The sequence below is a fragment of the Pseudomonas sp. rhizo66 genome (assembly GCF_031931925.1).
GTDB lineage: Bacteria > Pseudomonadota > Gammaproteobacteria > Pseudomonadales > Pseudomonadaceae > Aquipseudomonas.
Genome location: NZ_JAUJWZ010000014.1, coordinates 1 through 15,174, shown reverse-complemented (window position 1 = coordinate 15,174; position 15,174 = coordinate 1). Strand labels below are relative to the sequence as shown.

Genomic DNA, 15,174 nt, shown 5'->3' with positions numbered 1-15,174 from the left:
CCGGTTGTCGTGTTCAATAAAGAAAGTATTAAGTAGTGCAAACGAACAATGACTACACCCTTCGAGCATAGTAGCCTTCGCTAGCGCTTGAACTCAGGAGTCTTTGCATGTCCGTCCGTCGTACCAAAATCGTCGCTACCCTTGGCCCGGCCAGTAACTCGCCGGAAGTTCTCGAACAGCTGATTCTGGCTGGTCTGGACGTTGCCCGTCTGAACTTCTCCCACGGCACCCCCGACGAGCACAAGGCTCGCGCGAAGCTGGTGCGTGACCTCGCTGCCAAGCACGGCCGCTTCGTTGCCCTGCTCGGTGACCTGCAAGGCCCGAAAATCCGTATCGCCAAATTCGCCAACAAGAAGATCGAGCTGAAGATCGGTGACAAGTTCACCTTCTCCACCAGCCATCCGTTAACCGAAGGCAACCAGCAAGTGGTCGGCATCGACTACCCGGATCTGGTCAAGGACTGCGGCGTGGGCGACGAGCTGCTGCTCGACGACGGCCGCGTGGTGATGCGCGTTGATACCGCCACCGCAACAGAACTGCATTGCACCGTGACCATCGGCGGCCCGCTGTCCGACCACAAAGGCATCAACCGTCGTGGTGGCGGCCTGACTGCCCCGGCCCTGACTGAAAAAGACAAGGCCGACATCAAGCTCGCGGCGGAAATGGAAGTCGACTACCTCGCGGTGTCCTTCCCGCGTGACGCTGCCGACATGGAATACGCCCGTCAACTGCGCGACGAAGCCGGCGGCACTGCCTGGCTGGTGGCGAAGATCGAACGTGCCGAAGCCGTGGCCGACGACGAAACCCTCGACGGCCTGATCAAGGCGTCCGACGCAGTGATGGTTGCCCGTGGTGACCTCGGCGTGGAAATCGGCGACGCCGAACTGGTGGGCATTCAGAAGAAAATCATTCTGCACGCACGTCGCCACAACAAGGCAGTGATCGTCGCGACCCAGATGATGGAGTCGATGATCCAAAACCCGATGCCGACCCGCGCCGAAGTGTCCGACGTGGCCAACGCCGTGCTCGACTACACCGACGCCGTGATGCTCTCGGCCGAATCCGCCGCTGGCCAGTACCCGCTGGAAGCTGTTCAGGCGATGGCGCGCATCTGCGTCGGCGCTGAAAAACACCCGACCGGCAAGACTTCCAGCCACCGTATCGGCAAGGAATTCACCCGCTGCGACGAAAGCATCGCGCTGGCGACCATGTACACCGCCAACCACTTCCCGGGCGTCAAAGCGATCATCGCGTTGACTGAAAGCGGCTTCACCCCGCTGATCATGTCGCGTATCCGTTCTTCGGTGCCGATCTACGCGTTCACCCCGCACCGCGAAGCCCAGGCCCGCGCGGCGATGTTCCGTGGCGTGTACACCATTCCGTTCGATCCGGCCTCGCTGGAACCGCACGAAGTCAGCCAGAAAGCCATTGATGAGCTGACCAAACGCGGCGTTGTGGAAAAAGGCGACTGGGTCATTCTGACCAAGGGCGACAGCTACCACACCACCGGCGGCACCAACGGCATGAAGATCCTGCACGTGGGCGATCCGCAGGTCTGAGTGACGCGCTGAAAAACAAAGCCCCGCTGTTATAACAGCGGGGCTTTTTTATGCCTAATGGATTGGTTCGACTGTCAGTTCTGTCAGTAGTCCGTCGATTTTTTCCTCGTTAACGTTGAGATGCGTAACCCACTCACGAAGAACTGGACGCATTGCGTGGTCAGGGAGGATGCATCGATGAACTTACAGCAGACACCAATAACCGTTTCCCAGGGCGAACTGGATCCGGCGTTCGGCGAGAACGGCAAGGTTTTTCTGAAGACGCCGAATCCACTGGATCAGTCATTCGATATGCGGGGACTTTTAGTAGATGAAGAGGGCAACACCTACATTACTGGAGATATTCTTCGCTCGACCCGTCGCACTGACTATTGCTGCGTAAAGCTGGATGCCCGAGGCAACCTCGATAAAGCGTTTGGCACGGCAGGTTACGTCGCCGGCCGTTTTGACAGTGACAATGGCGGAATGACGCATTCACACGCCCACGAAATAGTGAAACTGGGCGATGGAAAGCTGCTCTTGATTGGCAGTTTCTTTGACGGCAGTTTGAAAAAGTCCAAGGCACTTGTCCGCCTGAACGCCGACGGCAGCCTGGATCTTGGATTTGGCGAACAAGGCAAAGTCATCATTGACCTTGGGGACGAAAGCAAGCTCCTGCGCAAGTCACGCGGGCCTTCCAGGTTTGCCGCGCAATCACAGGGTGAAAACTCCCGTTCGACTGTATTGGCAGATGGCAGGATAGTTCTGCATGAAACGGTAGGTTGGAGCTTTGCCAAAACGACTAGCGCAGTCATTCGACTCTCGGCGACGGGTGATCTGGATGACAGTTTCGGCAAACACGGAATCGTTCAGATTTCCCACCCGGATTTTTCTCACACAGAGCTGAATGATCTGTTAGCCAAAAAGGACGGTACTTATGTACTGGCAGGCCACGCCTACAATGACGACTTTAACTCTGTCTCGGCCCTGTTGACTCGATTGACTGACGCGGGTGAGATCGACACCTCATTCGCCGATGATGGTTACCGATTAGTAACGCCAGAACAGAATGACTTGGATTTCCTCATCGGAAAACTTGTCGCTCAAACCAACCGGCGCCTTCTTGCCGTGGGGTGGACTTATGGCGGCGGCGTGGCGGGTTTGCTGATCAGCCGGGAAGCAGACGGCAGTAAAAATATCCAGTTCAACGGTGGCGAGCCGTTGCAGACCAGACTGGACGGATACCAAACCACCTGGCATTGCGCGTCAATCAAGCACGATGGAAAAATTCTGGTTTTCGGGCTAGTACAGACATCCGATACACCCAGCTATGTTGTAGCCAGATTCATCGATGACGGCACTCTCGACACTTCATACGCGAACGGCAAGGGTTGGCGGACGTTCCCCATTGGCGAGGCGTTCCTGGATGCAGCCAGTTTCACCGAGGACAAAGTGACGTTTCTCGGCCAGGTCATTGTTGCAGGAAGGCCTGCCTATTGCGTTGCCCGTGGACTGATCGGGTGAACTCATCACGAGGACGCCAGGAAGTCCAATGACTGATAGCAGCTGAAAAACCAAAGCCCCGGCCGGGGCTTTTTTATTGGCAACGCACAAAGCGGACAATGACGTCCACTGTCAGACCTGACAGTGGACCGGGAACGTTGTTCGGTAGCTAATCGAAGCTTAACCATCCCCTCAAGGAGAGTGGCATGCAGGCACCTTCTTACCCCATGAGTGGTTGACTCAATCAATAGAGGTGAAAGGCAGGCTGACATCGGGGCCCCATTAAAAAGCGACCGTTCGTCGAGACTGTAATTTCTGACAGTAGCCCCTTTCCCACCGCACCCGGCCCAATAGGCACGACACCGTTCAGGGCGTTTGCAGTCGGACGGCACCGCAAACAACGAAGCTTCATGGAGCAAACTGATGAACCTGAAAAAAGCTCGTCCCGGTGATCTGGATCCGGATTTTGGCGACAACGGGCAGGTGATTTTCACTTCGCCTGACGTCTTGCAGTTCACCCCTTGGGCAATCAACGTCGACTCCGAACAGCGGATCTACGTCGCAGGACATGCTCTGCGAACCGGGGTTGGCAACCAGTATTTCTGCATGCGATTAACCTCAACTGGCCAACCCGATAAGGATTTTGGGCAGGCTGGCTACGTATTCGGGACATTCGGCGACAATATTTCCCATCAGGTCGGCGAGGTGCTGGTTCAAAAGAACGACAATAAGCCCCTGTTGATCAGCACCTTTGGCCAAACGAAAGCCGTCATGCGCCTGAATCTCGACGGCAGCCGTGATCTTTCTTACGGCAAGGACGGTGTGGCGATCATCCCTACAGGCGCCAGTATGCGTTCTGACGAGGTTGAAACCGCAGCTTCAGGCACTGGGGGCACCAGCCATTCAACGCTGTTGAGCGACGGTAAACTGTTGCTGATAGCAGAGGTTTGGGTGGGCTCGAGTGTGCATCACTCTTTAGTCGTTCGACTCAATACCGATGGCACACTTGATAACCAGTTCGGTGAACAGGGGATCACGCGCGTCCGCCATCCGGATTTCGATGGCACGCTCCTGCTCGGCTCGCTTGAGCTGGAGAATGAAAATGAAAATGAAATGAAGTACCTATTGTCAGGCGCCGTGCTCAAGCAAGGACAGCACGACAGAGCACTGTTCATGCGGCTGCTGCCATCGGGAAAGCTCGACACGTCCTTTGCCGACGAGGGTTACAAAGTGGTGCTGTCAGAGTTCAGGACCGGGTTCTACCCAGACAAGCTCATCCTGCAGACCAATCATCGCCTTTTGGGCGTCGGCCATACCTACGACGCAAGAGACGCGGGATTGTTGATCAGTCGCGAAATGGACGGCAGCGAAAACATTCAGTTCAACGGCGGCCGGCCCCTCCTGGAGTCAAACGGTGCGCTGCGCAACAAATGGACGAATGCACTGATTCAGAATGACGGCAAAATCCTGGTTCACGGCAGCACTCTGAACGCTCAATCGGGAGAAGATAAAAATGCCGTCGCCCGCTTTACCGACGACGGTCAGCTAGACACAAGCTTTGGTATTTCTTTTCCGGTCAGGCAAGCCTACCGCCCAGCGGCCTGGTTTACCGGCAACACCGTATTGTTTCTGGGAACCATCAAAGTCGATGAGACGAAATATGTGCACTGCATCGCACGCGGTGTAATCGCCTGAAACGTTGAAAGCCCCGGCATGTGAGTGCCGGGATCTTTTTGGTGCCAACGCACAAAGCCGTTGGCCACAGTTTTTGTATTCAGCACTGGCCCGTGTGGGAGCGAGCCTGCTCGCGAAGAGGCCGGCACAGTCAGCGAAAATCTCAATGTCGTTTGATGAATCCGGTCAACGCCGCCATTGCTTCTGACGAACGAAGGCGTTGGGTGAACAATGCGCCCTCCTCCTCGATCACCTTACGCATCAACTCGCGATCCGGCGCTCGCATCAATTGCTTGCTGATACGCACTGCTTCGGCCGGCAGCTCGTCGAAACGCAACGCCACTTCCCGCGCCTTGCTCAACGCCGCAGCACCGCTGCCCAGCGCTTCGGTGGCAATGCCCCACGCCGCTGCTTGTTCACCGGTAAAGCCTTCGCCCAATAACAAAAGCTCTGCTGCTTTGGCCTGCCCGAGCAGACGCGGCAGGATCAGGCTGGAACCGAACTCCGGGCATAACCCAAGGTTGACGAACGGCATGCGCAAACGCGCATCGCGGGCCACGTAAACCAGATCGCAATGCAGCAACAACGTCGTACCGATGCCCACCGCGGCGCCGGCCACCGCGGCGATCACCGGCTTGCGGCATTCGAGCAGGTTGAGCATGAAGTGAAACACCGGACTGTCGAGGTCACTCGGCGGTTGCTGGATGAAGTCGGCGATGTCGTTGCCGGCAGTGAAGCATTCGGCGCTGCCGGTGATCAGCACGGCGTTGATCTCGGCGTCGCCATCGGCCCGCTTCAGCGCCTCGGCGAGGCGGCTGTACATGGCGCGGGTCAGGGCGTTTTTCTTGTCCGGGCGGTTGAGCCGCAGGGTCAGCAAACCGCGTTCGCGTTCCAGCAGGATGGCATCAGTCATGGCGTGTCTCGCGTCTGAAATTCAGCGCTCAACCACGGCTCAAAAATACGTCGGCCAGCAGTTGGTTGCGCGGCAATCCGGCCAGGTAAAGCCGCCGGGCGAAGGCGTCGACACTGGCCGTCGAGCCGCAGACTAAGGCCAGGGTTTGCCGGGAAACAAGGCGCAGTTGCGCCAAAGCGGCGGCTGACTCGGCCGCTGTCCACAGCTCGACGCTGAGGTTGTCCCGCTGCGCAGCCAGCGCTGCCAGGGGTTTGGCCAGATAATGCTGCTCAGCATCATGGGCCACGTGAATGACGCGGATCGCGCCTTGGTGATCCTGACGCAAGGCTTCGCGCAGCACACCGAACAACGGGCCTAACCCCGTACCGGCCGCCAAAAGCCACAACGGCCGGCTGTGCCAGTCCAGGTCGTAGTGCAAGGCGCCACCACGCAGTTCGCCGAGGCGGATCGGGTCGCCGATCTGCAAGCGCCGCGCGGCATCACTGAATTCGCCGGGCTGGCGACAATCGAGATGGAATTCGAGAAAGCGGTCTTCTTCCGGCAGGCTCGCCAGCGAATACGGCCGCGCAATGTGTCCGATCCACAACACCAGGTGTTGTCCGGCGCTGTAGCGCAACGGCCGTTGCGGGGTCAGACGCAAGCGCAGCACGCTGTCGCTGAGCCAGTCCAGCGCTTCGACCACTGCCGGGCGACCATCGGTGAGCGGGTCGAAGGTGTGCACTTGCAAGTCTTCGACGACCTGACACTGACAGGCCAGGCGCCAGCCCTCCTGCCGCTGCTCGGCGCTCAAGGCGTCTGGTCGATTGTCGGCGGGCAGGCCTTGCACGCATTGCACCAGACAGGCGTGGCAACTGCCGGCGCGGCAGCTGTAAGGCACGGCGACGCCATGCTGATTGAGGGCATCGAGCAGATTGCTGCCCGCGGCCACTGACCAATGTCGTTCACCGACGCGAAGTTCAGGCATCGACGTTCTCCCACGCGGCCGCACACCGATTGCGCCCGTCACGCTTGGCCCGATACAAGGCCTGATCGGCGCGCTGCAAGGCGTCGTCCAGATCATCGCCCAACGCCAACAGCGTCATGCCGGCCGACAGGCTGAGGTTGCGCACATTCAGGCCAACCAGTTCAACGTCGGTAAAGGCAATACGCAGACGTTCACAGCAAGCCGTCAGCCGTTCGGCGTCGCAATCGGGCAGCAACACGACGAATTCCTCTCCACCATAACGCGCCAGCACATCGCCGTCGCGCAGACACGCCTGGGCAACCCCGGCGAAGGCCTGCAGCACCTGATCGCCGGCGGCATGGCCATGCAGGTCGTTGATGCGTTTGAAGTGGTCGAGGTCGATCAGCGCCAGGCCGTGCACGACATCGTTGTCCATTTCATCCAGCTCTCGCGTGGCCAGACGCAGAAAATGCCGACGATTGAACAGCCCGGTCAATTCATCGGTGGCGACCAGATCTTCCAGCTGCCGCATCATCCCGCGCAGGGTGTCCTGATGCGCCTGCAAGGCAAACCGGCGCTGGCGCTGGCGCTGCCGCGAAACCTGGACGAAGCGCGCGTATAGCACCAGCCACGCCAGCACCATTGCCAGAATGCACACCTGCAAAGCGGCAAGCGCCGGCTCGCGCAAGCGGAAGTGGTAGCCGTCCCACAGCGTGATGGCACAGAAACTGAAGAACACCAGCAATGCGCAGCGGATGAACGCTCGTCGACTGAGATGGAACAGACCGAACAACAGGATCAGCACGTAGAACACCAGAAAGGCGCCGCGGGCTTCGTCCAGATGGGCGATCAGCCAGGTCTGCCAGCCGAGACCGATCAACACCTGCGCTTCGGTCAGGCTGGGATCGGCAAAGCGCAGATTGCGCCCACTCCAGAACAGCGCGAACAGTACCGACTGGCTGATCACCACCAGCCCACTGCCGATGGTCACAGAACTCAGGGTTTGCTCGTAATGCCCCGTGAAAAACGCCAGCCACAGCAGCAGCAAAGCCAATCCATAGGTGGCCGCAGCGAGGGCAAAGCGTTTGAGCAAAAGACGTTGAATGGCGTTATGGGTCAATCGTTGACTCACCGTGCGATAAGAGGCTGACCGAGTGTCCTACTCTACAGACCGGCTGCCACTTTAGAGGCGTAGTCGATAAATGACCACCGATTTTCGGGCCCGAAATTTGACGTCAAAAGTGCGGCTGCAAAAGCCCCTCACCCTAGCCCTCTCCCAGAGGGAGAGGGGACTGACCGAGTCGATTGCTGGCAATACGCCGACCTGAAATACCGAGCCGAACTCAGGTTTGAATAACATGAAGATCGGCTCCCTTTCCTGAGTCGAACCCAGATTTTGAACAGCATGCAGATCGGCTCCCTTTCCTGAGTCGAACCCAGATTTTGAACAGCATGCAGATCGGCTCCCTTTCCTGAGTCGAACCCAGATTTTGAACAGCACGCAGATCGGCTCCCTTTCCTGAGTCGAACCCAGATTTTGAACAGCACGCAGATCGGCTCCCTTTCCTGAGTCGAACCCAGATTTTGAACAGCATGCAGATCGGCTCCCTTTCCTGAGTCGAACCCAGATTTTGAACAGCATGCAGATCGGCTCCCTTTCCCCCTCGCCCCCTTGGGGGAGAGGGCTGGGGTGAGGGGGTAGATCTTGAAGTGCAAACCCGCTGTCCGATATTCGCCCACCCATGCGACCAACGAATGACTGCCGGCGCGTGTACGCCCCACCGAGGCGCGGTATACTGCCGCGCCTTTTTAGCGTCGCGCCAGCAGCCCCGGCGTGCCTTGAAAGGTGCTTGCGACCGACCGATGCACCCAAGCCGCAGGCACCTTATTGAATGTTCCCGTCTTTTAGAGGAGCGCGACTCATGACCGTGATCAAGCAAGACGACCTGATTCAGAGCGTTGCCGACGCCCTGCAGTTCATTTCCTACTACCACCCCGTGGATTTCATCCAGGCGATGCACGAAGCCTACCTGCGCGAAGAATCGCCAGCGGCCCGTGACTCGATGGCGCAGATCCTGATCAACTCGCGCATGTGCGCCACCGGCCATCGCCCGATCTGCCAGGACACCGGTATCGTCACCGTGTTCGTGCGCGTCGGCATGGACGTGCGCTGGGATGGCGCCACCATGGGCCTGGACGACATGATCAACGAAGGCGTGCGTCGCGCCTACAACCTGCCGGAAAACGTCCTGCGTGCCTCGATCCTCGCCGACCCGGCGGGCGCTCGGAAAAACACCAAGGACAACACCCCGGCCGTGATTCACTACTCCATCGTCCCGGGCAACACCGTGGAAGTGGACGTGGCGGCCAAGGGCGGCGGTTCCGAGAACAAGTCGAAAATGGCCATGCTCAACCCGTCCGACTCGATCGTTGACTGGGTACTCAAGACCGTTCCGACCATGGGCGCCGGCTGGTGCCCACCGGGCATGCTGGGCATCGGCATCGGCGGCACCGCCGAGAAAGCCGCTGTCATGGCTAAAGAAGTGTTGATGGAATCCATCGACATCCACGAACTGAAGGCCCGTGGCCCGCAGAACCGCATCGAAGAAATGCGTCTGGAGCTGTTCGAGAAGGTCAACCAGCTGGGCATCGGCGCCCAGGGCCTCGGTGGCCTGACCACCGTGCTCGACGTGAAGATCATGGATTACCCGACTCACGCAGCATCGCTGCCGGTGTGCATGATCCCCAACTGCGCCGCCACCCGTCACGCCCACTTCGTGCTCGACGGTTCCGGCCCGGCCTCGCTGGAAGCGCCACCGCTGGACGCCTACCCGGAAATCGTCTGGGAAGCCGGCCCGTCGGCCCGTCGCGTCAACCTCGACACCCTGACCCCGGAAGACGTGCAGAGCTGGAAGCCGGGCGAAACCGTCCTGCTCAACGGCAAAATGCTCACCGGTCGCGACGCGGCGCACAAGCGCATGGTCGAGATGCTGAACAAGGGTGAAACCCTGCCGGTAGACCTGAAGGGTCGCTTCATCTACTACGTCGGCCCGGTTGATCCGGTCGGTGACGAAGTGGTTGGCCCGGCGGGTCCTACCACCGCAACGCGGATGGACAAGTTCACCCGTCAGATCCTTGAGCAAACCGGTCTGCTGGGCATGATCGGCAAATCCGAGCGCGGCCCGACTGCGATCGAAGCGATCAAGGACAACAAAGCCGTGTACCTGATGGCTGTCGGCGGCGCGGCTTACCTGGTGGCTCAGGCGATCAAGAAGTCGAAGGTGCTGGCGTTTGCCGAACTGGGCATGGAAGCGATCTACGAGTTCGAGGTCAAGGACATGCCGGTCACCGTTGCGGTGGACAGCAAAGGTGAGTCGGTGCACATCACTGGTCCTGCGATCTGGCAACAGAAGATCAGCGAAAGCCTGGCGGTAGAAGTGCAGTAAGCCCTTCACCGCCATGAAAACGGCCGGTTCATCCGCAGTGATGACCCGGCCGTTTTTGCATGTGCAAACCAGTCGCGATAAAAAACCCGTCGATGCATAGAAAATGATCTTGCGCACCTGTCAGATCTGACAGGTTAATTTCAACGCCATTCCTGATAGCGTCAGTCCATTCACGCCCACCCCGCGCGCAATGGATGCGACCATGCCTGATCAACAAGAACTGAGCATCACCACACCCTCCATCGCCAAAAGCGCATCGATCGCCACCATCGGCAAAAGCTGGGGCGCGGTGGGGCCGACCGGAGCGGCATCGTTCGAATTGCCGATTCCGACGTCTGCCGGGAGGGGTTGGGATCCACAGTTTTCGCTGAGTTACAGCAGTCAGAGTGGCAACGGTCCGTTCGGCCTGTCCTGGCACCTGGGTGGCGTCGGTCAGATCAATCGCAGGACCCACAAAGGCGTGCCACGTTACACCGATCACGACGAGATCATCGGTGTCGATGGCGAAGTGTGGATGCCGGAGCTGGATGAGCACGGCGAGCTCAAATTCCGTGAGGAAAGCACCTACAACGGCGTCGACATCGGCCCGCACAGAGTGGTGCGCTACTGGCCTCGGGTGGAGAGCGATTTTGCCTTGCGCGAGCGCTGGCAGCGGCAGACCAGAGAGACAGATCCACCGGTGTTCTGGCTGATCCATGGCGCCGACGGTTCGCTGCACCTTTACGGCAAGACCGAAGCGACACGCGTCGCCGACCCCGACGCTCCCGGATGCATCGCCACCTGGCTGCTGTGCGAAAGCATGAACGCGCGCGGCGAACACATCTGTTTCGAATACAAGGCTGATGATCAGGATCCCGACCCGCTGCATGACTACCGCGCCCAGCGCTATCTGCGCCGCGTGTGCTACGGCAACTTCACGGCCAGCAGCAATCTGTACAGCTGGACCACGGACGCCCCCGCCGACCTGAACTGGCACTTTCATCTGCTGTTCGATTACGGCGAGCGCAGCACGTCACTGACCGATATCCCTGCGTACGACGAAGATCCCCTGAAACCCTGGACGGTCCGCCCGGATCGTTTTTCAACCCATGGTCAGGGTTTTGAGCGGGGCACTCGCAGACTCTGCCAACAGGCGTTGCTGTTTCATCAGTTCTCCGAGCAATCGACAGACAAACCGAAACTGGTACGCCGTCTGCTACTGGAGTATCGCCAACCGCAAAATATCGCGCAGTGGACCTACAGCCAGATCAGCGCGGCGCACTATCAGGCATTCGATGCCAGCGGCGTGGTCGAAAACACGCCACCGATCGAGTTCGACTACGCGCCTTTTGACATCAATAAAACCGCGACCCGATTCTTCGAACTCGATGTTCAGCCGGGTATCGACGACGGTGGCTTTTACCAGTGCGTTGATCTTTATGGCGAAGGCGTACCGGGTTTTCTGTGTCGCTACGATCAGGCCTGGTACTACCGCGAACCGCTGCGCGCGACCAAGGGCACCGATGAAATCGGCTATGGACCATGGACCGCGCTGGACAAGATTCCAGTCGCCGACCGCAACCGTCCGGTCCAGCAACTGCTGACCGACCTGACGGGCGACGGGCGGCTCGACTGGGTCACCGCGCAACCGGGTATCAGTGGTTTTCGCACGCTGACAGAGCAACGCGAGTTTGCCGACTTCGTGCCCTTCGGCAAATTCCCGCCGGAGTTTTTCAACGCCCTCTCGACACTTGGCGATTTGAGCGGTGACGGCCTGAGTAGCCTGGCGTTGATCGGACCGAATTCCGTGCGGTTGTATGCCAACGCGCGTGAACAAGGCTTCGCCGCGCCTGAAGAGGTCGCTCACCAACCCGACGACGACCGCTTGCCACTGTTCAGCAATTCACGCACAGAACTGGTGCTGTTGGGCAACCTGCTGGGCAGCGACATGCCCGATCTGTGCCGGATTCGCCACGACGAAATCCGCTGCTGGCCGAACCTGGGCCATGGCCGCTTTGGCAAGGGGCGCAAGATCAGCGAGTTGCCCTTCAACTACGAACAATTCGATTCGTCACGCGTGCGCCTTGCCGACCTCGACGGCTCCGGTGCCGCGTCGCTGATTTATCTGCAATCGGAGTCCTTCGAGATCTACCTGAATCGCGGCGGCAACGGCCTGCAGCAGACACCGATCAGCGTGCCGTGGCCCGACGGCGTGCGCTACGACCGTTTCAGTCAAGTGAGTTTCGCCGACCTGCAAGGTCTGGGCTGCGCCAGCCTGATCCTGACGGTGACGCATATGGAACCGCAGCACTGGCGTTACGATTTCGTCTCGGCCAAACCCTATCTGCTGACCAGCAGCAACAACAACATGGGCTGCAGTGCCAGTGTGGTCTACCGCAGCTCGGCCCAGGAATGGCTGGATGAAAAACACCGTTTGCTCACCCTCAAGCGTTTACCGGTCTGTCACCTGCCCTTCCCGGTGGCGGTGGTTAACAAACAGCAGCAACTGGATGAGATCACTGGCAACTGTCTGACGCAGACGTTCGCGTGGCGCGAAGGTTTCTACGACAGCCGTGAGCGCGAGTTCCGCGGTTTCGGCCTGTTGCAGCAAACCGACAGCGAGAGCGCCGGCAGCGATGAGGGCGAAGGTTTCAGCGAGCCGATGCGGGTCTTCACCTGGTTTCATACCGGGCAATCGATGGACCGGCCGCGCGAGGCCTATTTCCATGAAGATGCGCAAGCGGTCGCGCTGGGCAACACCCTGTTCAGTCGCCATCACCCGGAAGACGACGTCGATCAGATCATTCCTCCGCACACCGATGACACCGGGTATCAATGCGCCCGGGCACTGGTCGGCCGGCCTGCACGCATCGAAACCTATGCCGATGCAGAAGTGGACGGCCCCGGAATCGCCACGCCTTACGCAGTCGAAGAGTTTCGATATCTGGTGCGCGAGGTGCGCGAGCAAGGGACTTATGCTGCCGCTGTACTGCTGCCATTGATGGTGGAACAGATCAGCTATCAGTACGACGGTTTCGTCGAAGATCCACTCTGCCGCAATGAAGTCGTCCTGCGGTGGAATGACTATGGCCAGCCGACGCACACCATCACAGTGAGCTACGCACGACGGCTCACCGAAAAGGACACGCCACCGTTCGACGATCCCGATGAACAGCAATGGTGGTACGACGCCCATGACCAGGCGCAACAAAGCAGCTACCTGAATGAAAGTCGCGCTACGTTCATTGATCTGGACAAGGACCTGCAGCATTGGCGCCTGGGGCTGCCTTATCAACAGCGCGGCAATGCTTTGGTTTTGCCCAAAGGCGCCCTGCCCACCGGGCTTGCGCCTGCTCAGGTGTCCTATGAGTGTCTGTTGGAGCACGAGGATTCGGCGCACTGGAACGCCGAGCGCGTGCTGACCACCCAATCCGTGCAGCGTTACCTGGATATAGAAGGACGGACGCTGGACGATGGCGACGCCGGATTTGAAGCGCTGGTCGGTCCATTGGAAGTGGCACAACTGGACAAGACCGCGCTGGACGCCTACAGCGTGCTGTCGAATTTCGACGTGAGAAGTGAACTGACAAAAATCGGTTATACGCCGATGCCGTTTCTGTTCGGGAGTCAGCCGTTGGGCAGTACAGAACAAGACCTGTGGTCGGCGAATTTTGGCTACGCCGAATACGCCGGACTCGACGGGTTCTACAAGGTACTGCGCTATCGCGAAACGCTCAGCTATGGCTTCACCCGCGCCGAATACGACACCTATGCGCTGGCCATCACCCTCGTGGAACTGGCGGATGGCTGCACGACGCGCGTCAAGTACGACTACCACGCACTGCAGCCGCTGGAAATCACCGATGCCAACGACAACATTCAGGAGGCGATGTACGAACCGTCAGGGCAACCGCTGGTCACCGGTTTTCATGGCACCGAGAACGATAAGGTTGTGGGTTTCAGGCCCCTGAGCGAATACACACCTCCCGAGGACCGGAGCCCGGCAACAGCGATAGCCCAGCCGGTCGATGCCGTGCAAAAAGCCGCAAGTACCCTGCGCAAGGATCTGTTCAGCTGGATGGGGCAGATCGCCAACGACACCCGTGCCGGCCAGGCATGGATCGCTCAGGGTTATCTGCTGCCCAGCGGCCACATCAGGGCCAGCACACGCCGCCGACTGGCCCGGCGCAGCGGCGCCTTGACGCCTGATGAGCGGGCACTGCACGAAGCCATCGCAGCGGTGCATCGCGAACCGGTGCACAGTGTGATCCTCAGTGCCGACCGTTACCCTGACGACGATGCGCAGATCCAGATCACCAAAGCCTGCGTCGACGGTTTTGGCCGGGCTCTGCAAACCCAGCAATTGGTCGATCCGGGCAAGGCGTATGCCGTGGACGACGACGGCTCGCTGATTGTCGAGGATGGCCAGATCAAAGAGGTTGATGCCAACCCGCGCTGGCGCATCAGTGAACGTGTCGAATACAACAATAAAGGCTTGCCCGTTCGTCAGTACCGCGCGTTTTTCGCCAACACCCATACCTACGTCAACGATCAGTCCCTGCGCACACTGGGCCATCACGATCAGCTTCGCTATGACGTCAAGAGTCGGCAGGTCCAATTGATCAATGCCAAGGGCGACTTTTCCCGCGAGAGGTACCACCCTTGGTATCACACCAGCGAAGACTTCAACGACACCGCCGAACCGACATTGCTAACCAAGGCACCGCAGCCATGACAGCCAATGTGCATTGGCGTACACCCGCACTGGCGGTGAGCGATGCGCGGGGCTTGCCAGTGCGGCAGGTCGGGTACTTGCGTAGCGCGGCCGATGACACACCCCTTGCGCTCGTCACTCGCCAACGCCACGACCCTGCCGGGCGTCTGATCGAGCAATGGGACCCGCGCCTGCCCGTACCCTGCCTGACCACGGTTTACAGCCTGGACGGCTCGCCATTGAAATCCGACAGCGTCGACGCCGGCTGGCGTCTGACCTTGCAGGGGTTGGCCGGTGAACCTTCTCGGCGCTGGGACCAGCGCGGCAGCCATTGGCAGACGACCTTCGATGAGCAACTGCGGGTGATCGCGGTCGAGGAAAATGGCCAACCCGATGTCGATGTTTTCATTTACGCCGACGCATCGGCCGAGGCCGGGTACAACCGCCGGGGCCAGTTGCTGGAA

General features: G+C 59.4%; 8 protein-coding genes and 1 pseudogene. 6 read left to right on the top strand and 3 right to left on the bottom strand.

The features are described 5' to 3' along the window. Positions 1-107: 107 nt before the first annotated feature. From pyk to QZR14_RS17270, 3 genes are all read left to right on the top strand, one after another. On the top strand, positions 108-1,559 hold the full coding sequence (pyk, locus tag QZR14_RS17280; RefSeq protein ID WP_250608133.1) for a pyruvate kinase: 1,452 nt from the start codon (positions 108-110) through the stop codon (positions 1,557-1,559). A gap of 177 nt (positions 1,560-1,736) precedes the next feature. Then, a complete protein-coding gene (locus QZR14_RS17275) occupies positions 1,737-3,062 on the top strand; it encodes a delta-60 repeat domain-containing protein (RefSeq protein WP_311997217.1) in 1,326 nt (441 codons plus the stop codon). A gap of 402 nt (positions 3,063-3,464) precedes the next feature. Next, positions 3,465-4,736, top strand: coding sequence for a delta-60 repeat domain-containing protein (locus tag QZR14_RS17270; protein ID WP_311997216.1), 1,272 nt, complete (start codon positions 3,465-3,467; stop codon positions 4,734-4,736). Between the two features lie 142 nt (positions 4,737-4,878). On the opposite strand, the gene QZR14_RS17265 is transcribed toward QZR14_RS17270, so the two are convergent. The 3 genes from QZR14_RS17265 to QZR14_RS17255 are packed head-to-tail and all read right to left on the bottom strand — an operon-like array spanning position 4,879 to position 7,691. After that, a complete protein-coding gene (locus tag QZR14_RS17265; protein WP_311997215.1) occupies positions 4,879-5,628 on the bottom strand; it encodes an enoyl-CoA hydratase-related protein in 750 nt (249 codons plus the stop codon). 28 nt (positions 5,629-5,656) lie between these two features. Continuing rightward, positions 5,657-6,592, bottom strand: a complete 936-nt coding sequence (locus tag QZR14_RS17260; RefSeq protein WP_311997214.1) for an iron-sulfur-binding ferredoxin reductase — start codon at positions 6,590-6,592, stop codon at positions 5,657-5,659. After that, the gene (locus tag QZR14_RS17255) at positions 6,585-7,691 is read right to left on the bottom strand and encodes a GGDEF domain-containing protein (protein ID WP_311997213.1); all 1,107 of its coding nucleotides are present in this window, start codon (positions 7,689-7,691) and stop codon (positions 6,585-6,587) included. Before QZR14_RS17255 ends, QZR14_RS17260 begins: the two co-directional genes overlap by 8 nt. Before the next feature lie 802 nt (positions 7,692-8,493). Here QZR14_RS17255 and QZR14_RS17250 point away from each other — a divergent pair. From QZR14_RS17250 to QZR14_RS17240, 3 genes and pseudogenes are all read left to right on the top strand, one after another. Then, positions 8,494-10,017, top strand: a complete 1,524-nt coding sequence (locus QZR14_RS17250; protein WP_007916251.1) for a fumarate hydratase — start codon at positions 8,494-8,496, stop codon at positions 10,015-10,017. 202 nt (positions 10,018-10,219) lie between these two features. Then, positions 10,220-14,731 carry a SpvB/TcaC N-terminal domain-containing protein gene (locus QZR14_RS17245; protein WP_311997212.1) on the top strand — a complete coding sequence of 1,504 codons (4,512 nt, stop codon included), beginning with the start codon at positions 10,220-10,222 and terminating at the stop codon, positions 14,729-14,731. Next, positions 14,728-15,174 (top strand): annotated as a pseudogene (locus tag QZR14_RS17240) (toxin); the annotation flags it as partial. The gene QZR14_RS17245 and the pseudogene QZR14_RS17240, both read left to right, overlap by 4 nt.

Excerpts from the sequence above, each read along its gene's own strand:
- QZR14_RS17265 (WP_311997215.1), bottom strand. The coding sequence starts at position 5,628 with ATGACTGATGCCATCCTGCTGGAACGCGAACGCGGTTTGCTGACCCTG.
- pyk (WP_250608133.1), top strand. The coding sequence starts at position 108 with ATGTCCGTCCGTCGTACCAAAATCGTCGCTACCCTTGGCCCGGCCAGT.
- QZR14_RS17250 (WP_007916251.1), top strand. The coding sequence starts at position 8,494 with ATGACCGTGATCAAGCAAGACGACCTGATTCAGAGCGTTGCCGACGCC.
- QZR14_RS17260 (WP_311997214.1), bottom strand. The coding sequence starts at position 6,592 with ATGCCTGAACTTCGCGTCGGTGAACGACATTGGTCAGTGGCCGCGGGC.
- QZR14_RS17270 (WP_311997216.1), top strand. The coding sequence starts at position 3,465 with ATGAACCTGAAAAAAGCTCGTCCCGGTGATCTGGATCCGGATTTTGGC.
- QZR14_RS17275 (WP_311997217.1), top strand. The coding sequence starts at position 1,737 with ATGAACTTACAGCAGACACCAATAACCGTTTCCCAGGGCGAACTGGAT.
- QZR14_RS17245 (WP_311997212.1), top strand. The coding sequence starts at position 10,220 with ATGCCTGATCAACAAGAACTGAGCATCACCACACCCTCCATCGCCAAA.